We start from the raw sequence: 21271 nt of genomic DNA on the forward strand, positions 1-21271 counted from the left end.
TACAAGGGTAAAAGTTTCCAGCAACGGCTTTTTTAGTTAAGTGAGGCTCTGGCTCATAGGTTTCTTTGATTGATGTTTCTATATCAAATGCACCGTAAAACATAGGTATTCCGGCAGGACTCATTCGGTTAGCCATTTTACAGTATTCTAAAGGCGGTGAACCTAAATGAGAAGCTGTAGTTGCCTCATTATAATCATCTACTATTCTAACTCGTTTGATCTCTTGAGAAGTTGGGATCTTTTTTAGCATGTTCAAATTTTTTATGATTGAAGCAACTAAATCTAATATTTCGATTGGGTTCATTTCATCGTGCTGGTTTGCATCATAGGATTCATTTTGAGTATCAAGAAAAAAATATCTCGAAGTACTAATTACAAATTGGCAAAAGTTCCTCCAGCCATAGGTAAAAGTTTGATCTCGCGCAAGTGAGAAATAGTTAGTTTTTGTCCAATAACCCTGCTCTATTGAATTAACTATATCATCATGTATCGACTCATATTCTACATCGACACCAAGCTCCCACAATAGCTCACTGGTGTGTAAAACCTCACCTTGATACCCACCTTCAGCTGTCTCATAAGGCAATTCTTCTGCTGGGTCTGACCACTCTTTGATTATACAACCATAAATATATCCAATGACTATTCCCATATCGCATGTTTTAAGGTTTGTGGTATTGCAATATGAGCAGGTTGAAGGTGCTACATTTGAATTTTCAATTATAAAAGCCTTTATGCCATCTTCACTTATGCAGTCTGGGCATATAGACGCTCCCAAGTCAGAATTATAGCCTTGTTCCATCATGTGTTTTAATCTTCCCACTCGTACTCCTTAAACATGAGAAATGTTATGGTTTTATAACACCTTAATTGTTATGCTGTAATTTACAAAACATATTTTTTTAAAACATCTCATATATGACTGAATTCAATTTATTCAGGGTATATTGAGGGGTACCAAAGCTATAGCGACATAAATACACATTAATTAACAAACACTTATGAACCTACGAGCAGCATGATGTAATCATCCCCTAAACACCTAGCTCAAATAAAAACCCAGCTTCGGCTGGGTTTTTAGCTATTGGGCACAAATAAAGTAAAAGCCACAGGTGTGGCTAATTAATAAAATGACTTCGCGTATCCCTTTGCTTCTTAAATGCATGCCAAGCCATACTCAGAGTTAATTTTATTTATTAAAAATTATTAAGGATATTAAGATGAATAAAAAACCTGAACTAATCATCTCATCACTCGATGCAGATAGATTGTATGACTTAATGGAATCATTGCCTGCAGGTAGCTTTGCTAACAAAGAAGAATTGGAAGCTGAACTGGCACGAGCAACAATAGTCGAACCTAAAGATATGCCATCGTCAGTTGTAACGATGAACTCAACTGTAAACTTTATTGTTGAGTCTTCTAAAGAAGAATTTACGTTAACCTTGGTGTACCCAAAGAACAGTGACTCTAGCGGCGATAAAATATCGATATTATCACCCGTTGGTAGCGCATTACTTGGGCTAAACCAAGGCGACGAAATTGAGTGGCCTAAACCGAGTGGCGGCTTAATAAAGGTAAAAATAAAAGAAGTAACCTATCAACCAGAACGTGCTGGTGAATTACACAGATAAACACTTTATGCACTTAGTACTAAAAAATCGATTTAAAGTAAACCCAGCCTCAGCTGGGTTTTGCTTTTTATTATAAAGCAGATTGATACTGTTTAATTTATACCTATAACTAAGTTACATATTGGGGGCATATACCCTGCGTAATCATTTACTAATATGATAAAAAGCACATTTATTTAATAGTACGGAGTGAGCTAAACATGACTAACGTTCAACAGCATATCGGCAGCATTGCATTAGTTGTTAAGGACTACGACGATGCCATTGAGTTTTATACTCAAAAGCTTAACTTTGAGTTAGTGGAGGATACTGATTTAGGAGAGGGTAAACGCTGGGTGTTAATTTCACCTCCAAATTCAAACGGGGCTAGTTCAAATGGGACTAATTCGAGCAGGACTAATCTACTGCTTGCTAAAGCCACAACACCCGAACAGATCAGCGCTATTGGTAATCAAACGGGTGGGCGCGTGTTTTTATTTTTGCATACCAATGACTTTTGGCGAGATTATAATTTAATGCTTTCTAAAGGCGTTACATTTAACGAAAAGCCTCGAGTAGAACCCTATGGCACCGTAGTGGTTTTTGAAGACTTATATGGTACAAAATGGGATTTATTACAGCTTAATAATCAGTGAGATAAAATGCTGTTAAATATAAAAGCAAAATTTTTATTAAGCGCAGGAGTTATTGCATCTGCAGCGGCTGTATGGCATTTACTTTGTATATGGGGTGGCACTAGTTGGTTTATATTTGCTCGCGCTCCAATACAAATAATAGAATCATCACAGCAAGGTACATTCCTTGCGCCTTTAGGTAGTATTGCAATAGCTGGACTTATGTTTGCCTGTACTGCATTTGCCTTATCAGCAATTGGCTTAGTGCGTAACATAGTACTTACTAGAACCGCTTTAATTGCTATTGCAACCTTGTGTATCATACGAAGCTTAATAATTATCCCTGCATTAATACGAGCCGATACGTGGAATATTATAGCTAGCAGTGTTTGGCTTTATGTAGGTGTATGCTTTTTAGTGGGTGCAATAACGTTCCACAATTTAAAGCCGAACACTGATAGTTGAGTGACGCTTAAACTCACGTCACTTTATTAACTAACTCTCTTACAATTGCGAATAAATCACTGGGTAGCATTCCCCTTTGCCCGTCTCGCTCACTGGCGATATCACCGGCTCTAGCATGCAGTGTTACACCATAGAGTGCTGCTTCATCAATAGTTAAACCTTGAGCAAGTAAGGCACCAATAATACCAGTAAGTACATCGCCACTGCCGCCAACGGCCAATGCCGGGTTGCCATCTTCACATACCCACGTGTGCTGGGCATTATCTATTAATGTTCCTGCGCCTTTTAATACACAAGTCGCGTTATAGCGTTTAGCGCAAAGGCGGGCATAATTAAAGCGGTCTGATTCTATGTCGCTGGTGCTAACACTTAGCAGTCGCGAAGCTTCGCCGGGATGTAGAGTAAGTACGCATTGCTCTAACGTGTATGATGAAGCTTTCTTAGCCAGTAAATTAAGGGCATCTGCATCTATAACCAATGGCATTTTATTGTTTTGGCAATATTGCATTACTTCATCGAATGTTTGTTGTGCCCACTCGTCTTGCCCAAGCCCTGGGCCAATAACAACGCAGCTTGCCCACTCTAGCGCTTGATGTAAGTTATTACTGCTTACCATAAGTTCTGGTCTGCCAATACTAATAGGCGTTATTGAGCTTTCGTGTGTATACACTCTTACCATGCCAGCACCCGTTCTAAGAGCTGCTTCACTACTTAACCTAATTGCACCTGCAGTACCTTGATTGCCACCAATACATAAAAGTTTACCGTGGCTTCCTTTGTGACTATTGATTGCCCGCGTGGCTATTCCTTTAAAGCTATTGATATTAATCAGAGTACCTGATGATTGAGCGATACGAATAAACGCATCGCCAATTGCTAAGTCATCAAATACTAACTTACCGCTATATTGTTTACCTGCCGTCGTTGTCAGCCCTTGCTTAATACCCACAAAAGTAACGGTTGAAGTCGCTTGAACTGCACACCCTAAAGGTTGCCCTGTATTCGCCTCAATGCCTGATGGAATATCAATGCTTATTACGGGCTTACCACTGTTATTTACCGCTTTAATTATGCCCGCAAAGTTATCGCGCACGGTGCTTTTAAGGCCAGTACCAAGTAGAGCATCAATAACGATATCGCACTCATTAAGAGCATCTTTTGTAAAATGAGAAACCACCCCACCCGCTTCTACCCATAGCTGCTGCGCTTTTGCAGCATCACCGGTTAATACTTTATTAGGCTCAGCTGCGCATACTGTTACCTCTTTACCTGCTTGCATAATAAGCCTAGCTACAACGTAACCGTCTCCAGCGTTGTTACCATGGCCAACAATGACTAATGTATGCTGTTCAAATAACTGCCATTGCTTATATACAGCCTCGCCTGCACGCTGCATTAGGGTAAATAAATCACAATGACTATTTTTAGCCGCTAAAGCTTCATTGTCTCTTACTTGTTGTGCGGTAAATAAGGTTTTATTAAGCATAGAGGCTCCTTTACTAGGTGATACCTCACCTTATCAAATACTTATATCTAGCGGCTAGTTCTGTTGACGAATTTAAACTGCAATTTTATTTAAAGTCTAACTTAGTAAAACACTGCCACTTCAATTTGAGCATGACTCACTTGAGCACGTCTAACTTGAGCAAGGTGAGCTAATTAAAGTACAATGCAGTTAATTAAAGGCTTGGTTTACTTGTAATCCAAGCCTGTTTATTTTTAGGTAGAGAAAAGCATGGCACAAACTCGCGGTAACTTATTTATTTTGTCAGCCCCTTCTGGTGCTGGTAAATCAAGCTTAATCAATGCGTTATTAAAAAAACACGCTGACATGAAAGTATCTGTATCACATACAACTCGCGCCCCTCGCCCAGGTGAAGAAAATGGCGTGCATTATCACTTTGTATCTACAGACGAATTTAAAGCGCTTATTGCCAAAGATGACTTTTTTGAATGGGCTCAAGTATTCGATAATTACTACGGCACATCAAAGCAGGCTATTGAGTCGCAACTTGATGCGGGTATTGATGTGTTTTTAGATATTGATTGGCAAGGCGCTCAGCAAGTGCGCAAAATTATGCCAAGCGTACAAACTATTTTTATTCTACCGCCTTCAAAAGAAGAACTAGAACAACGCTTAAATAACCGTGGCCAAGATTCGGCTGAGATTATTGCCTCTCGTATGGCAAAAGCACAATCTGAAACATCACATTATAATGAATACGACTTTGTAATTGTTAATGATGACTTTGAGGACGCACTTGCCGACATAGAAATGATTGTAATGGCTCAGCGCTTAACACTAAAAGCGCAAGAAGATCGTCATCAAGTTTTACTAAATAGTCTGCTTAAATAATTTAAGCCTACTTAAATTAGGCTTAGGCAAGTAAAACTGATAAAAATTGAACACTGGCTATTGGCGAAAGTGGCTCCTTGGAGTAAACTACGTCTTTGCTTTTAAATTATTTTTGGAGTGCTGTGATGGCCCGCGTAACAGTTGAAGATGCAGTAGATGCAGTTGGTAATCGTTTTGACTTAATTTTAGTTGCGGCTCGTCGTGCCCGCCAAATTGCTGTTGGTGGTAAAACTCCACTAGTAGACCCTGAAAACGATAAGCCAACGGTAGTTGCTTTACGTGAAATTGAATTAGGTTTAGTTGATAGCGCTTCAATGGACTTAATTGACCGTGAAGAACAACAACACCAAGAAGCAGCAGAATTAGCTGCTGTTGCTGCCATTGTTGGTGGCAACCAATAATCGACCTCCCGGTCTGATTTAGCCAACGGCGCAGTATTTCTACTATAGCCGTTGGCAATCCTTTCATTTCATCGTATATTCGTAGCTTACCTAATTTGCTTCACTAGAGCCTTTTTATCTTTCGAGGTTAAATTTGCAGCAGTATGCTTGGTATTTAGGCAAGGCAGAGCCTATGTAGTGTGGTTATTTCCCATAAATAGGCGATAACGCAGCATAAATGCAAAACATGCGCTGCCCAAAGGGTTCTGCCTAGGGGCAATTTACTCTTTGTTGCTCGATTTTTACTTAGCCCGCTAGGCTAAAAACCTCGCGCCGCGATTAAATCGCCCCTAGATTGAACAAATTTTAATCCTGAAAGGTCAACAGGCCCTAGAACATTGGAGTGTGAATGTATCTTTTTGAAGGTCTTAAAAAGAAAATTTCAGAATACTTGCCCGCTGCTGATGTAGAGCTGGTTCAAAAATCTTACGTGGTAGCCCGAGAGGCCCATGAAGGACAAACTCGCTCAAGTGGCGAACCTTACATAACTCATCCAGTAGAAGTAACCCAAATTCTTGCAGGCATGCATCTTGACCATGAAACGCTCATGGCCGCGCTAATGCATGATGTAATTGAAGATACTGATTTTAGCCAACAAGATTTAGCCGAAATTTTTGGCGAAACTGTGGCAGAACTCGTTGAAGGTGTAAGTAAGCTCGATAAGCTCAGCTTTAAAGATAAAAAAGAATTCCAAGCTGAAAACTACCGCAAAATGATTATGGCAATGACTCAGGATATTCGAGTTATTTTAATCAAGCTTGCTGATAGAACGCACAATATGCGTACTTTAGGGGCACTGCGCCCAGATAAGCGCCGCAGAATAGCACGTGAAACGCTTGAGATTTACGCGCCAATAGCAAACCGCTTAGGTATTCACGATATTAAAAATGAGCTTGAAGACTTAGGTTTTCAAGCTTTATATCCTATGCGTCATCGCGCACTTAAATCTGAAGTAGCTAAAGCACGTGGTAATCGCAAAGAAGTTATCACTAATATCCAACATGAAATAGAAGCACGTCTTGAAGAGTCAGGCATTAAAGCGACTGTGTCAGGCCGTGAGAAACATTTATATAGTATTTATAAAAAAATGCTTAATAAAGAACTGCTATTTAACGAAGTTATGGATATTTACGCGTTTAGAATTGCAGTTGATTCTATGGATACGTGTTATCGCGTATTAGGTGTGGCTCATAGTCTTTATAAGCCTATAGAAACACGCTTTAAAGATTATATTGCTGTACCAAAAACTAATGGTTACCAATCGCTTCATACTTCATTAGTTGGCCCACACGGAATACCTGTTGAGATTCAGATTCGTACTCACGATATGGATCAGATGGCCGACAAAGGTGTAGCGGCGCACTGGATGTATAAAAAATCAGGTGATGGTGCAGGTAATACTTCGCAGCAACGTGCTCGCCAATGGATGCAAAGCTTATTAGAACTTCAGCAAAGTGCGGGTTCATCGTTTGAATTTATTGAAAACGTAAAAACTGAGCTATTCCCAGAAGAAATTTACGTATTTACACCTGATGGTCGTATTGTTGAGCTACCAATGGGCGCTACCGCAGTCGATTTTGCGTATGCGGTTCATACTGATGTAGGCAACACTTGTGTAGGCGCTCGCGTTAATCGCAAGCCACATCCTTTAAGTCGGCCATTAGATACAGGGCAAACCATAGAGATAATAACAAGCTCAGGTGCCCACCCTAATGCAACATGGCTAAACTTTATTGTTACTGGTAAAGCACGCTTGGGTGTTCGTAATTACCTTAGAAGCCAGCATCATGAAGAGGCTATGCTTTTAGGGCGTCGTTTACTTGATTCGGCATTAGGCGAAAACAAACTAGATAGCATTGCTGATGAAAATATAGCGAGAGTACTTGAAGAGCACGAACTAACTACGCTTCTTGAATTACTTGTAGAAATTGGCTCTGGTAACTTAATGAGTATGTTAATTGCCAAGCGCTTATTGCAAAATGACAATGACGATTTAACTGATATAACAAGCCAAGCTAAAGCGACCATTATTGGTACTGAAGGCATGTTAGTGAATTACTCTAAGTGTTGCCGACCTGTACCAGGCGATGCCATTACGGCTCATATAAGCCAAGGTAAGGGCCTGACCGTTCACCGCCAAGAATGTAAAAATATTCGTGGTTGGGAAAATGAGCGCTCTAAATACTTAGTTGTAAAATGGGACGATAACCCAGAAAAAGAATATATTGCAGCTCTGAGAGTTGAAATTATTAACCATCAAGGCGCGTTAGCTAAGCTAACCAATGTTGTCGCTACAACCCAAGCCAATATTGTCGAAATTGCCACCGATGAAAAAGAAAGTAATTTATACGTGATAGATTTAGGGGTTACCGTTAAAAACCGTATCCACGTTGCTAACATTATGCGCCGCATTCGCGTTATGCCTGATGTACAAAAAGTCTATCGTAAAAAATAAAATAGGAAACACATGAATAAAGCATTTATCTCTACCGACAAAGCACCTGCAGCTATTGGCACTTATAGCCAAGCAGTTAAAGTAGGTACCGCTGTTTATTTATCTGGTCAAATTCCATTAGTTCCAGAAACGATGGAAATGATTTCAGAAGATTTTAGCGAGCAAACGCATCAAGTATTTAAAAATATTGCTGCGGTATGTGAAGAAGCAGGCGGAAAAATTCACGATTTAGTTAAAATCAATATTTACCTAACTGATCTATCTAACTTCGCCACTGTAAATGAAGTGATGAGCCAATACTTTAAACAACCTTACCCAGCTAGAGCTGCATTAGGTGTTCGTGCACTACCAAAAGGTGCACAAGTTGAAATAGACGGAATAATGGAATTACCTTCTACCAATTAAGTATTACAGGCTATAGAGCTTCTCTATAGCCTTTATTTTTCGCTCCACACTTCGTTTTATCTGACTTCTTGACTCAAATGTAAATTTCTAGCAATCTGTAGTTGTGTTTTAAAAAACAAACTTAACTTAAGTAGTAAAAAAGGATTAACTCGTGTTTAAGCTTGCCAACAATGGAAATGTTTTACTTGATGTAAAAGAACATATTCCTCCCAGCGCTGCATTTATTTTAGAGGCTCTCGAAAAGTCAGCTTTTTGCGACTGTAAAATAGATCATGACGCTATTAATGATTTTTTTAAAAACGAAAACACACAACAAACTCTCGTTGTAGCAACAAAACACAATGCCACTTTAAATGTAACAATTAGCGACGATAAAATGCTGGCCATTGGCGAGCTAGCGCTTGCCCAAGGTGGAAAGTTATTAAGCTTAGAAGATGCAAAAAAACAACTCGTTAAAGCAGGTATTGTGCGTGGGTATAAACAAGCTTTTTTAGAACAGCTGCTACAAAAACAATCTGAACACTCTGCAGGATCTGTCGTTAAGGGGATATTAGCTAAAGGTAGGCTCCCAAGCGATGGTTTAGCCACTAAACTAATAACAACCGTAGAGACTTTAAAAGACCGTTTAAAAGCGCCCAAGCTCAAAGAAGATGGCAGTGTGGATATGCGCGACTTTGGCAAGCTTGCAAGCGTAGAACCTGGCTCTGTGCTTATTCGCCAGCAACCTGCAACTCCCGGTAAAGAAGGCTTTACCGTAATAGGTGACATACTGCCCGCAAAACCCGGAGAAAATAAACAATTAGTCGCCGGCGAAGGGACTGAAATATCAAAAATGAATCCGCTTGAGTTAGTCTCTACTATTGCTGGTGTTCCGGTTGAAATTAATAATGGTATGCGTGTCGACGATATTTTTACCATTTCAGATGTAAATGTAAAAAGCGGCCATATTGATTTTCAAGGCAGTGTTATTGTTACTCGCAATATAGACCCAGGGATGAAAGTAACTGCCAAAGGCGATATTACTATATTTGGCACGGTTGAATCTGGCGAGCTTACTGCAGGAGGAAACATCACGGTTAAACAAGGCATTATTGGCCATCAAAAAATGGATAGTAAGTCACTTTCTTGCAAGCTAATTGCGCTAGGTGATATTCATGTATCTCACTCGCAGTATTGCTACCTCGATGCAAATAATATTTTTATTGATCGCCAAACAAGCCATTGTGTAATAAAAGCTAAGCGCTTACTGCAAGTAGGCCAATCCGACTTACCTAAGGGTAAAATATTTGGTGGTGAAATACTTGATGCAACAACTCTCATTGCTGGCGAAATAGGGAATGAATCAGGCGCTAAAATGATTATTAACCTAGCGACTTCTGGCGCTGAAATAACAGCGGATACTGATAATTGCTTTAAAGACTTAGCTAAAACAGATGCACAATTAGATACGCTGCAAGCAGCGCTAGAAAAAACTGATTTAGTGAAGGATGCCGAAAAGAAGAAAATATTAATTACTAAAATTGGAGCTACTCAGAAACATTACTGTGAGCAAGCAGAACTATTAGAAAAACGTCTTTCAAACTTAGATCATGACTTACACGATTTACTTAGCGACGCTAATTTAACGGTGAATTCTGTTTTGCATTCAGGCGTAGAGATTCATATTTTTGATAAAGTACTTAAAACAATCCGCAATTACCCTCCGTGCAACGTTAAACTTTTAAATAATAAAATTGAAATAGAGTTTAAAACACACTAAAAAATTGAGTGCTCTATTGAGCACTCAAATTAACTCACTTTTTTACAATTTAAAGTAAGCCACTTACCGTATCATAAGTTTGACTTGGCCATACACCCACTTGTACTTGGCCAATATGCTGCTTTTGTAGCAATAGCATAGCCAAGCGCGACTGCCCTATTCCACCGCCAATCGTTTGCGGAAATTTACTTTGTAGTAGCGCTTTATGCCAATCAAACTCTAAGCGGTCTTCATCTCCAGTTGTACTTAACTGCGCTTTTAAAACCTCAGGACTTACACGTATACCCATTGATGATATTTCAAATGCATCTTCAAGTACTGGGTTCCATACTAAAATGTCACCATTTAAACCCATATATTGATCGCATGTTGGCGTAGACCAATCATCGTAATCTGGGGCTCTTACATCATGAATTTTGCCGTCTCCAAGCACGCCACCAATACCAATTAAAAATACAGCACCATATTCTTGTGCAATGGCTTTTTCGCGTTGCTTAGCACTAAAATCAGGATACATTTTACGTAGCTCCTCACTGTGCACAAACTTAATATCGTCCGGTAAAAATGGCGTTAAACCATAAGACTCGCTTACAAAAGCTTCCGTCTCTTTTATCCCTTTATAAATACATTGAACAGTTTGCTTTAGTGTTGCCAGCGAACGCTCTGTCGTTTCGCTAATTACTTTTTCCCAATCCCACTGATCAACATATACAGAATGAATAGGGCTTAATGAATCTTCGTCTGGGCGCAAAGCTTTCATTTGAGTGTAAATACCCTCACCAACACCAAAGCCATAAGTAGCCAGTGTTTTACGTTTCCACTTAGCCAGTGAATGCACCACTTCGTAGCGGCTATCTGTAATCGCTTTCACATTTACAGCAACTGCGTTTTCATGGCCGCTTAAGTTATCTTGCGTGCCGTCGCCAACCTTAGCCAAAATTGGGGCTTGAACCTCAACCAGCCCAAGTTGGGTTTCTAGTTGTTGTGAAAAAAATTGCTTAACTTTACTTATTTGCTGCTGTTGCTGCACATAGTGTGAACTCATAATAATTGGCCTCATTCCCAGTTATTGTTACTTGCTTAATTGATAAAAAGCGCTCTAACTAGCGCCATTAATGAAGTTAATGTAACGATTTAAAGGATTAATTCAATATCCCATAACAAAAATAGCTTTAATATATAAAAATCATTAATTAAGTGGTATAAAAACCATATATTCGATAATTTTATGACAAATATATAATGGAAAATTATTTAATCGATAATCTCGATAAACAGATACTTCATGCGTTAATGGCAAATGCCCGTACTGCGTACGCCGAATTAGCAAAAAGATTTAATGTAAGCGCTGGGACAATTCACGTAAGAATTGAAAAAATGAAGCAAGCTGGGATCATTACAGGCACCCAATTAACGATTAATACTAAACAGCTAGGCTACGATGTGTGTTGCTTTATAGGTATTAATTTAAATAACGCACGTGATTACCCACAAACACTTATAAAGCTAGAAGCATTGGAGGAAGTGGTAGAGGCTTATTACACAACAGGTAACTACAGTATATTTATAAAGGTAATGACAAAGTCCATTGATCACTTACAAGATGTGCTGATTAATAAAATACAGGCAATAGAAGCCATACAATCAACAGAAACACTTATTTCTCTACAAAATCCAATTAGCCGTACGGTAATGCCTTAACTGCAAAAATCTCGTATAATTGCCGAAAAAAGAGGATAACCATGCAGCAAACTCGCTATCAAAGAATCGAAGACGTACTTTCGCGCCGTCAAACAGACCTAACAGTGTGTTTAGAAGACGTGCACAAACACCATAACTTATCTGCAATAGTACGAAGTGCTGATGCGGTTGGTTGCCATCATGTACATGCTGTATGGCCTGAAAAGCAAAAATGGCTAACAAATAATACCTCAGGTGGCAGTAAAAACTGGCTAGAGACGCACTTACATAGAAGTATTGATGATGCCGTTACTGCAATGCGTGAACGCAATCCAGAAATACAAATATTAGCGACTCATCTATCAGAAGATGCCGTTGATTTTAGAGAAGTAGATTACACCAAGCCAACGGCTATTATTGTTGGACAAGAAAAAACAGGGATATCAGAAAAAGCCCTAGAATATGCCGATCAAAATATTATTATTCCAATGCAAGGCATGGTGCAATCACTAAATGTTTCGGTTGCTGCTGCGCTAATATTGTTTGAAGCACAGCGCCAACGCGAGCTGGCTGGTTTATATAATAGAGATATGCTGAGCGCCGAAGTTAAACATCCACTTTACTTTGAAGGCTGCCACCCTATTATCGCAAGGCAATGTAAACAAAAAAAATTACCTTATCCTGCACTTGATGAAAACGGCGAAATAGTCGCTGACGAGCAATTTTGGCAAGCTTTAAAACATACTTGATGGACTAAAGCTCTGTAAGTACACTTAGCCTACTCACAAATAATAAGATTGATACACTTTGTCTAAACCTAGCTTAAATCAATACCCAATTACAGAGCTCAAAGGGGTCGGCCCAAAAATGGCTGAGCGTTTGTTAAAGCTAGGTATTTTAACTGTGCAAGATATGCTTTTTCATTTGCCACTTCGCTATGAAGATCGCACTCGCTTATACGCGATTAATGAACTGGCATTGCATAGCCATGTGAGTGTTGAAGCAACAATTGAAACAAGCCAAATTACGTTTGGTAAAAGGCGCATGCTTGTTTGCCAAATCAATGATGGTACTGGCAGGCTAACATTACGATTTTTTAATTTTACCGCCGCACAAAAAAACGCATTTAGTGCTGGTAAAATAATACGTTGTTTTGGTGAAGTGCGCCGTGGCCGTGTTGGCTTTGAAATGAGTCATCCTGAATACAGCATCAGCGATACCTCTAACGAGCAGCCGGTAGCGACAACATTAACGCCCGTTTATTCAACAACCGAAGGTTTAAAGCAACTATCGATTAGAGCTTTAAGCGAACAGGCCATTGATTTACTAAATAAATACTCAGTGGAAGAACTACTGCCTTCACAGTGGCAGCCATCAAATATGCCGCTAAGTGACGCCTTATTATTACTGCACCGCCCACCAAATGATGTTGATGTAACTGCATTAGAGCAAGGTACTCACCCTGCTCAACAGCGCCTGGTATTTGAGGAGCTACTTGCTCAAAATCTCAGTTTATTAAAAGTACGAGAGCAAGGGCAACAAGTTAAAGCCGTAGCATTAAATCCGGTAAATACATTAGAAAGCCAATTTTTAGAACAACTTCCTTTTGCACCCACAAATGCACAAAGCCGCGTAGTTGCTGAAATTAAAGGTGATATGCAACACGCATATCCCATGATGCGTTTAGTACAAGGCGATGTAGGTTCAGGTAAAACCCTAGTAGCAGCACTGAGTGCACTAACCGCTATTGCGCAGGGCTTTCAAGTAGCTTTAATGGCGCCAACAGAGATTTTATCAGAGCAACATGGTGTTAATTTTACAACGTGGTTTAATCAACTAGGTATAACAGTTGCTTGGCTTGGCGGTAAAACAAAGGGTAAAGAGCGCGTAGCAACACTTGAAAAAATAGCCTCTGGTGAGGCGCAAATGATTGTAGGTACTCACGCTTTATTTCAAGATGAAGTAAAGTTTAATAACTTAGTGCTTATTGTTATTGATGAACAACATCGCTTTGGTGTCCACCAGCGTTTATCACTGCGTGAAAAAGGTAAATTTGGTGATTGTTACCCTCATCAACTCGTTATGACCGCAACACCTATTCCACGTACGCTCGCGATGACAGCCTATGCCGACTTAGAAACCTCGGTCATTGATGAGCTACCACCTGGGCGTACGCCCATCACAACAGTAGCACTTCCAGATACTCGCAGAGACGATATTATTGCCCGCGTTAAATTAGCGTGTAACGAGCAAGGCCGCCAAGTTTACTGGGTGTGTACTCTTATTGATGAATCTGAAGTACTGCAATGCCAAGCAGCGGAGGACAGCGCACTGCAGTTAAAAGAAGCATTACCAGAGCTAAACGTAGGTTTAGTACATGGGCGAATGAAATCAGCTGAAAAACAAGCCATTATGAGCGAGTTTAAAGCAGGCAATATACATGTTTTAGTTGCCACTACGGTTATTGAAGTTGGTGTAGATGTCCCTAATGCGAGCTTAATCATTATAGAAAACCCTGAGCGCTTAGGCTTAGCACAGCTGCATCAGTTACGTGGGCGAGTTGGCCGTGGCGCTACTGCATCGCATTGCGTGCTTTTATACCACGCACCACTGTCTCATACTGCTCAAAAGCGATTAGGTGTACTACGCGATAGTAACGATGGTTTTGTGATAGCAGAGCGCGATTTAGAAATTCGTGGCCCTGGTGAAGTACTCGGTACAAAACAAACAGGGTTAGCCGAGTTTAAAATTGCAGATCTTACCCGCGATAAGCACATACTTAATCAAGTAAGACCGATTGCACAGCAAATGCTTAAGCAACACCCAGAGGTTGTTGACCCACTAATTCAACGTTGGTTGGGTAACAAGCAAAATTACGCGCAAGCGTAACCACTCTATTTTCGATACTTTTGAGTTTACTAAGTTAATTTACTAAATTAGCTTACTAAGGATATAAAAAAGCCAGCTCTAAACAATATAGAGCTGACTACTGATATCTAAACTGAGCTAAGCTAAGCAGTATAAAAGCGATTAGCGCCTTTTACTGCTCTTAGTTAAATTTAAGCTTTGTTAAGCTCAAAAATAAGTGATGTTTGCGGGAATGAAATTGGCATTTGTAAGCCAAACTGCATTAACGCTTCACCTGTAAATGCTTGACCATTTACCGCAGCAATAGAAGACGGACGATACTCTTCAAATTTAACCGGCCACACTAAATTAAGTGTGTACTGCGCATCGCCATCTAGGCCAACAAAACGAAGCTTATTAGGCGCTGTACGCGGTGTTTCACGTACGCTGTTATAAGCAAACAACGCTTTTGATTTTTGCTCGTCGATTAAACCAAAGTTAATTGATAAATCGTCGCTATCAAGGCGGTACAAATCGGCGCTATGAATAAACTCACGATGCTCTTTATGAAGCGCTATTGCCGCTTTAAGGGCATTGTATTCATGATCGTTCAGCTCACGTGGGTCCATTTCGATTCCCATGTGGCCAAACATTGATACCGCAGCACGCATTTCAATACTTACATTACGCCCTGTAATATGACAATCACGCGGGCCTACATGTGCACCCATAACCGACGATGGAAAGAAGAACGAACATCCACGCTGTATTTCAAGGCGATCAAGCGCATCGTTAGAGTCTGACGTCCATACACGGTCGGTGTGTGCAAGTACGCCGTAATCTACACGTGCACCACCTGACGAACAGCTTTCTATTTCAAGCCCAGGATGCGCCGCTTTAATACGGTCAATTAGACGATAAAGTGCTAATGTTTGCTGGTGTACTGCTGGCTTACCATCAAAATTACCCGCATGATTAATATCGCGGTTCATATCCCACTTAATGTATTTAATAGTTGGGTATTCAACTAAAATGTCGTCAATCGCTTTGTATAAGTACTCAACAACTTCTGTGCGAGTTAAATCAAGCACTAGCTGATTTCTAAAGCTTAACTGTTCGTTGTTCTCAGAACCTAAAACCCAATCAGGATGTGCACGATATAAATCGCTATCTGGGTTAACCATTTCTGGTTCAAACCAAATACCAAACTCCATGCCTAAACTGTTTACATGGTCGATTACTGGCGATAAACCATCTGGGTAGATTTTGTAATCTACTGTCCAATCACCTAGCCCAGCGTTGTCGCCACGGCGACCTTTAAACCAACCATCATCAAGTACAAAACGCTCAATACCTAACGGCGCTACTTTGTCGGCTAGTTGCTTAAGCGTGTCTACGTCGTGATCGAAGTATATGCCTTCCCATGTGTTGTAATGCACAGGGCGCGTTTTTTCACGCTGTGCTTGGCTAAGTAAATTAGCTTTAACAAAACGATGAAAATTACGAGAAAGCGCACTAAAACCTTCACTCGAAAACGAGCCATAAATGCTCGGGCTTTGATACGTTTGACCTTTAGCAAGCGTAAGCTCACCAGGTAATAATAACTCACCCATTTGCACGTAACGACGACCTTCAGCTAAAAGCTCTGCGCGTAGTTTATTATTACCACTCCAACCTAAATGAAAGCCGTAACATTCGCCGTGCTGCTCGCCTGCATTTTCGTTATGCACTAATAAACCAGGAAATACATCGTGTGATGTTTTACCTTTACGGTTTTCACGTACAAAGCTGCCTAAGACTAAATCAACTGATTGACGTTGGAATTCGTTTGACCAACGACCTTCAAAGCTTACTATTTTACTTACGCTATCTGGCAGCTGGAATGTTGGCGCCGCGCAAAAGTTAACACTTAATGGCGAATCGCCTAAATTAGTTAATACGGTATGCGCGCTCAATACGTCAGTGTTTTTATCAAGCGTGATGCTGTGCACTACTTCAATACCACGAAGTTTATCTACACTTACAAATTCAAGTGTTGCAGCTGAAGGCTCACGTACTTCTTGAAGTTGTGGCCCTACTGACCATGCGATTGAATCATTTACTAGCTCAAGCCCTGGCGCACCAGTAAAGCCCTCGCCTAATAACGGAGATAGAGAAATAGGCGCTTCTTCAACCACGGCACATTTTACTTCTTGGCGGGTAGCAAGCTGAGTTAGCATTGTTTCTGTTGTTTGCTCAGATAGGCGTTTACCAAAGTACAGTAACGCCGGTGTTTTGCTCTGGCAGTCGAAAATAACGGTGCTGTTTACACTGTCTAATCGATAAAATGATTTAGTGTCGGCCATGATTTTCCTATCCTCTTGTTCATTGTGTGAGTTATAAATATAACGAAAGTAACTTAGTGATACTAAGTATTAATGTGTCTCTCGTTCTTTGAGGCACAATCTATCAGACGGTGACATTCAATAATAATAGTATATATCATATAAATTGGGTTTTGATAGTCTTTACATCGCAAATAGTTAGATAAACTCACTGGAAGTACCACTGTAGCAAAAAGCTATAAACCAACCTTAACTTTAAAGTGCTGTTACTAATTTCTTATACATATAAAAAAATCGGCCAGAGTTGTCCCGTGACCGATTTTGTCAGCTTAAATTATTTATACGTTATTTTTGTACTTGTGCTTGTGCTTGTCCTGCGTCATCAAGTTCAGATGTTTTACCTGCCCATTGTGCATTCAAACCAAACACCACTTTATTTACTATTAATGCAAAAGCCACACATACAATCAGTGTAATTGGCATTAAGTGAATGTAATGAATATCAGTATGTAGTGGTGAGCTTGCAAATGTAAGCATGCCGTACATTACAACACCTAAAATTACTGCTGCAATACCCGCACGTGCATCAACATTTTTAAACAATAATCCCACTACAAAAATAGAGAATATAGGCATACTTAGTAAGCCATTTAATTGCTGTAGTAAGTTAATAATACTATCTGCTTGCTGATAAATTGGTACAAGTACCAGTGTTAAGCTTGTTAGTAGCAATGTTACGTAACCACTTAGCTTTACAACACTTGGCTCTTTATTAAAATATGCTTCGTGAATGTCACATACATACAATGCGGTTGCTGAGTTTAATAAGCTGTTGTAAGTAGACAGTACTGCTGCAGCCATTGCCGCTGCAAATACACCGGTTAACCATGCTGGCATTACATCACCCACAATTCGACCATAAGCGGCGTCGCCAATATCACCATAAAGCTTAAACGAAATAATACCCGGTAATACCACGATTGCAGGGACGATTAAAAAGCGAATACCCGCCGCTGCAAATATACCTTTTTGCGCTTCTTTAACATTAGGCGCTGCCATTGCTCGCTGCGTAATTGTTTGGTTAGTACCCCAGTAATACATTTGAATGAAGATCATACCGGTTAAAAGTGTTGGCCAAGGAATAGGTGAATCAGCATCGCCAATTAATGTTAAACGTTCTTCTGGAATACCCGTAAAGTCATAATCAATTGCATTAAGTGCTAAAAACACCACTAAAACAGCCATACCGAGTACAAGTATACCGTTGTAAGTATCCGATACTGCAACTGCACGCAGACCACCAAAGAAGGCATAAACAGCACCAAGAATGGCAAAGGCGGTGGCAATATACATAAGCGGAATATCAACTTTAAACATGGTTTGCATAAACAGCGCACCAGAGTAGATTACCGCTGGCATATAAATAAGTGCATTACCTAAAAAGAACAACCCACCAATAACAGCGCGAATATGCTTGTTGTTATAGCGCTTTTCTAAAAGCTCTGTGGTGGTTGTACAGTTGTATTTGTAATAAACAGGGATGAATACTTTGGCTAAAATAATCAACCCTATAATAGCGGCAAGCTCCCACCAAACAAGCAAAGCCATTTGGTTACCATTCATACCTACAAGTTGGTCAGTACTTAAATTAGTTAATGTGATTGAACCTGCAACAAACATCCAAGTAAGGCCACCGCCCGCTAAAAAATACTCTTTGGTTTGGCTTTGTCCGTTATTACGATTTTGGCCTCGGCATTTCCAATAAGTAAGGCCACCAATTAAAGCGGTGACAAAAACAAAAACCACCAGCTGTAAAATGTTATCTGACATGTGTGTGTCTCCTGCGCGTTATGCGCAATGTCTGGGTAATAAAAAATGCACGCTACAGCGCGTGCGCATCTCGACTTAGTTCTAACTTAATCTGCTTTAAAGGCATAAGTTCGGGACGTTGGTTGTGCAGCTTTACCAATGCATTTAACTGAAACAGTGAAATGAGCATGCTGTTAAGCACACTTAAGTAACCCTGCTTTTGTAGTTCTGCAATGGTATTGCTATCTAATGTTTGCAGTTTGTCTTCATCAACGGTGCTCAAACCTTGAATGGTTTGGGTTTCGCCTTGTTCAAACTGCAATACAATATCTATGTTTTTAATGAGTCCTAAACGCGCAACTTCTTGGGTAAATTGATACGTTTGGTAATCATTTTTTAAATCGCTTTCTAACAACTTTTGCTGTGCACTTAAAAATAAACTTGGGTTACCTTTAGCATCAAATAGTGACTCACCCTGCTCGGTGTTTACGGCTAAGCTTTGCTCATCAATCGCAATAAAATAATCGCTACTATTTGCTTCTCGAGTCATTAAGTAAAGCGGCTGGGTTTGCATGCATACCGGAGTGTAAAGTGCCTGCCATTGGTTGTTATTTACCAATAGACTTTGCCCAGCACTAAAGCTTGTTAACGCTGATACTGTATAGCTGCCATTTTGTGCGTTACGTGCTAAAAAAACAGGTAAATCGCAGGCTGCTTTTGCTATTTCATTTGCTCTTAAATTAACTAAATGCTGTGTTTTTGCGTATTCAACAGCGGCATTGGGGTTAATTTTTAATGTTTGGTGTTTGGTGTTTACTAGTTCACTAATAGCCATAGTTACACATCCTTAAACTGGGTTAGCTGCTAACCACTGCTCTATAAAAGCACGGTGCGGTGGTAAAGTTTGCAACATCTGCTGTGTAAGCTGGCTGTTACGTTCTATTATTTGTTTAGCTTGCGCGTCTTGTGAATACAAATACGCTTGTTTAGTAAAGTCAGGCTTAAAGCCCATACCGTACAAAACATACTGATAGCTGGCGGCTGGAAATAACTCTAATGCGCCATGAAAATCTTGAATAAGCGGGCCACGGCTTCCCCAAAGAAGTAAGTCTTCTTGCAGGGTTTCTGGAATAGTATCAGGCTGTACATGTGCTTGCCAGTAAGGTTCTGGGCGCTTGGTTAGCATGTAATGTAGCTTTAAAAAGTCGATAATACGCTGCCAACGATAATCCATCTGCTCATTAAAGCGCTTAGCTACAATAGGCATTACTTGGGTATCTGCTGGCATATGTTCAGCAACAAAGCGTGCTGAAATTTCAACAAGCATAATGGCGGTAGCTTCAAGCGGCTCTACAAACCCTGCCGACATACCAATGGCAACACAGTTTTTATGCCAAAACTTCTCACGGTATCCTGATTCAAAGTTGATTTTACGGGCAGTTAAACCGTTTGCTGCATCTCCTAAATAGTCTCTTAGGTTTTGCTCTGCTTCATCGTCTGATAAAAATTTGCTTGAATAAACATGCCCTACACCTCGGCGGTGCGTTAAACCAATATCCCAAATCCATCCAGCGTTTTGCGCTGTTGCTATGGTGTGGCTCGCCAAAGACTCATCGTTTTCATCGTAAGGAACTTGCATAGCCAATGCGCTGTCGTTAAATAGCACGTGGTCCATTTTTTTAAACGGTACGTTAAGCGCTTGGCCTAATAACAATGATGAAAAGCCAGTACAGTCTATGTATAAGTCGGCATTTATGGTGCGGGTTTGATCTTTTAGAGTAAGCTCATTTATTGCACCATCGTCATCAAGCTTTACCTGATCAACAGTACCAATAATATGATCTACACCAAGCTTACTTTTACAATGCTGTTTAAGCATTTCGGCAAAAGCGCCGGCATCTAAGTGATAAGCGTAATTACAATTACCTTGATATTCACCTTGCGCTATACCTCTTGGGGCTAAGCTTGCTTCGCAAATATCATGTTGAAAATTTGTTTGCTGTGCAAAGTCTTCAACATTATCTAAATAAGGGGCTAAATCTATACGGCCGTAGCCTAGTGGTACAGTAAATGGATGGTAGTAAAAGTCATTATTGCCATGAGTCCAATTTACAAACTTTCCACCTTGTTTAAAAGTGGCATTACAGGCTTTAAACACGTCAACTTCACGTAAACCAATTTGCTGAAGCGTGTTTTTCATCGTGGGCCAGGTACCTTCACCTACGCCAATTGTTGGAATGTCTGACGATTCAACCAATATCACTTTTAAGCCGTCACCATTTTGACCTTGGTGATACGAAGCTATAATTGCAGCGCTCAGCCATCCTGCTGTACCACCGCCAACTACCGCTACTGTTTTTATTGCTTTATTCATAATGGACTACTCTTTGAGTATTTTTGATAACGTTTTATACAACAAATGCCCGTTAGGGCATTTTGATTTAATGTAGTTTCATTTTAGCCAATTAGGTTAACTAACATAC

General features: G+C 40.1%; 18 protein-coding genes. 11 read left to right on the plus strand and 7 right to left on the minus strand.

The features are described 5' to 3' along the window. Nucleotides 1-823: HEPN-associated N-terminal domain-containing protein (locus tag GQR46_RS01000; protein ID WP_165739423.1), on the minus strand; the 823-nt coding region annotated here is incomplete at its 3' end. A 397-nt stretch (nucleotides 824-1220) separates the two neighbouring features. Between GQR46_RS01000 and rnk the strand changes: the two genes are divergently transcribed. The 3 genes from rnk to GQR46_RS01015 all read left to right on the plus strand — a co-directional run bounded on the left by rnk (nucleotide 1221) and on the right by GQR46_RS01015 (nucleotide 2713). Then, nucleotides 1221-1634 carry a nucleoside diphosphate kinase regulator gene (gene rnk, locus GQR46_RS01005; RefSeq protein WP_010555031.1) on the plus strand — a complete coding sequence of 138 codons (414 nt, stop codon included), beginning with the start codon at nucleotides 1221-1223 and terminating at the stop codon, nucleotides 1632-1634. A 200-nt stretch (nucleotides 1635-1834) separates the two neighbouring features. Continuing rightward, on the plus strand, nucleotides 1835-2269 hold the full coding sequence (locus tag GQR46_RS01010; RefSeq protein WP_165739425.1) for a VOC family protein: 435 nt from the start codon (nucleotides 1835-1837) through the stop codon (nucleotides 2267-2269). A 6-nt stretch (nucleotides 2270-2275) separates the two neighbouring features. Beyond that, nucleotides 2276-2713, plus strand: coding sequence for a hypothetical protein (locus GQR46_RS01015; protein WP_007580023.1), 438 nt, complete (start codon nucleotides 2276-2278; stop codon nucleotides 2711-2713). A gap of 13 nt (nucleotides 2714-2726) precedes the next feature. Here GQR46_RS01015 and GQR46_RS01020 read toward each other — a convergent pair whose 3' ends face one another. Then, entirely contained in the window at nucleotides 2727-4199 is a 1473-nt protein-coding gene (locus tag GQR46_RS01020; RefSeq protein ID WP_165739427.1) for an NAD(P)H-hydrate dehydratase, read from the minus strand. Nucleotides 4200-4448: 249 nt separating this feature from the next. Between GQR46_RS01020 and gmk the strand changes: the two genes are divergently transcribed. From gmk to GQR46_RS01045, 5 genes are all read left to right on the plus strand, one after another. Further along, nucleotides 4449-5069, plus strand: coding sequence for a guanylate kinase (gene gmk, locus GQR46_RS01025; RefSeq protein ID WP_165728309.1), 621 nt, complete (start codon nucleotides 4449-4451; stop codon nucleotides 5067-5069). A 125-nt stretch (nucleotides 5070-5194) separates the two neighbouring features. Beyond that, on the plus strand, nucleotides 5195-5470 hold the full coding sequence (rpoZ, locus tag GQR46_RS01030; RefSeq protein ID WP_007378835.1) for a DNA-directed RNA polymerase subunit omega: 276 nt from the start codon (nucleotides 5195-5197) through the stop codon (nucleotides 5468-5470). Between the two features lie 388 nt (nucleotides 5471-5858). Then, nucleotides 5859-7964 (plus strand): bifunctional GTP diphosphokinase/guanosine-3',5'-bis pyrophosphate 3'-pyrophosphohydrolase, encoded by a 2106-nt coding sequence (spoT, locus tag GQR46_RS01035; RefSeq protein WP_007580016.1) that lies wholly within the window; start codon nucleotides 5859-5861, stop codon nucleotides 7962-7964. Between the two features lie 12 nt (nucleotides 7965-7976). Then, nucleotides 7977-8369, plus strand: coding sequence for a RidA family protein (locus tag GQR46_RS01040; RefSeq protein ID WP_007580015.1), 393 nt, complete (start codon nucleotides 7977-7979; stop codon nucleotides 8367-8369). A gap of 151 nt (nucleotides 8370-8520) precedes the next feature. Beyond that, nucleotides 8521-10128, plus strand: coding sequence for a FapA family protein (locus GQR46_RS01045; protein ID WP_165739429.1), 1608 nt, complete (start codon nucleotides 8521-8523; stop codon nucleotides 10126-10128). A 49-nt stretch (nucleotides 10129-10177) separates the two neighbouring features. On the opposite strand, the gene asnA is transcribed toward GQR46_RS01045, so the two are convergent. After that, on the minus strand, nucleotides 10178-11173 hold the full coding sequence (gene asnA / locus GQR46_RS01050; RefSeq protein WP_024593433.1) for an aspartate--ammonia ligase: 996 nt from the start codon (nucleotides 11171-11173) through the stop codon (nucleotides 10178-10180). A 197-nt stretch (nucleotides 11174-11370) separates the two neighbouring features. Here asnA and asnC point away from each other — a divergent pair, with 197 nt between their 5' ends. From asnC to recG, 3 genes are read left to right on the plus strand one after another with little or no spacing between them, the layout of a single operon-like run. Next, entirely contained in the window at nucleotides 11371-11829 is a 459-nt protein-coding gene (gene asnC, locus GQR46_RS01055) for a transcriptional regulator AsnC (RefSeq protein WP_002958822.1), read from the plus strand. Nucleotides 11830-11870: 41 nt separating this feature from the next. Beyond that, nucleotides 11871-12557 (plus strand): tRNA (guanosine(18)-2'-O)-methyltransferase TrmH, encoded by a 687-nt coding sequence (trmH, locus tag GQR46_RS01060; protein WP_165739431.1) that lies wholly within the window; start codon nucleotides 11871-11873, stop codon nucleotides 12555-12557. Between the two features lie 58 nt (nucleotides 12558-12615). Further along, on the plus strand, nucleotides 12616-14697 hold the full coding sequence (recG, locus tag GQR46_RS01065; RefSeq protein ID WP_165739433.1) for an ATP-dependent DNA helicase RecG: 2082 nt from the start codon (nucleotides 12616-12618) through the stop codon (nucleotides 14695-14697). Nucleotides 14698-14867: 170 nt separating this feature from the next. On the opposite strand, the gene GQR46_RS01070 is transcribed toward recG, so the two are convergent. The 4 genes from GQR46_RS01070 to GQR46_RS01085 form a co-directional block, all read right to left on the minus strand. Next, nucleotides 14868-17000 (minus strand): alpha-galactosidase, encoded by a 2133-nt coding sequence (locus GQR46_RS01070; RefSeq protein ID WP_165728310.1) that lies wholly within the window; start codon nucleotides 16998-17000, stop codon nucleotides 14868-14870. A gap of 324 nt (nucleotides 17001-17324) precedes the next feature. Then, a complete protein-coding gene (locus tag GQR46_RS01075) occupies nucleotides 17325-18809 on the minus strand; it encodes an SLC5 family protein (RefSeq protein WP_165728311.1) in 1485 nt (494 codons plus the stop codon). A 52-nt stretch (nucleotides 18810-18861) separates the two neighbouring features. Further along, complete coding sequence (locus GQR46_RS01080; protein WP_165728312.1) at nucleotides 18862-19623, minus strand: SapC family protein; 762 nt, start codon at nucleotides 19621-19623, stop codon at nucleotides 18862-18864. A 12-nt stretch (nucleotides 19624-19635) separates the two neighbouring features. Then, complete coding sequence (locus tag GQR46_RS01085; RefSeq protein ID WP_165739435.1) at nucleotides 19636-21162, minus strand: tryptophan halogenase family protein; 1527 nt, start codon at nucleotides 21160-21162, stop codon at nucleotides 19636-19638. Between the last annotated feature and the right edge of the window lie 109 nt (nucleotides 21163-21271).

This window comes from Pseudoalteromonas sp. Z1A6, from assembly GCF_011378745.1.
GTDB lineage: Bacteria > Pseudomonadota > Gammaproteobacteria > Enterobacterales > Alteromonadaceae > Pseudoalteromonas > Pseudoalteromonas arctica.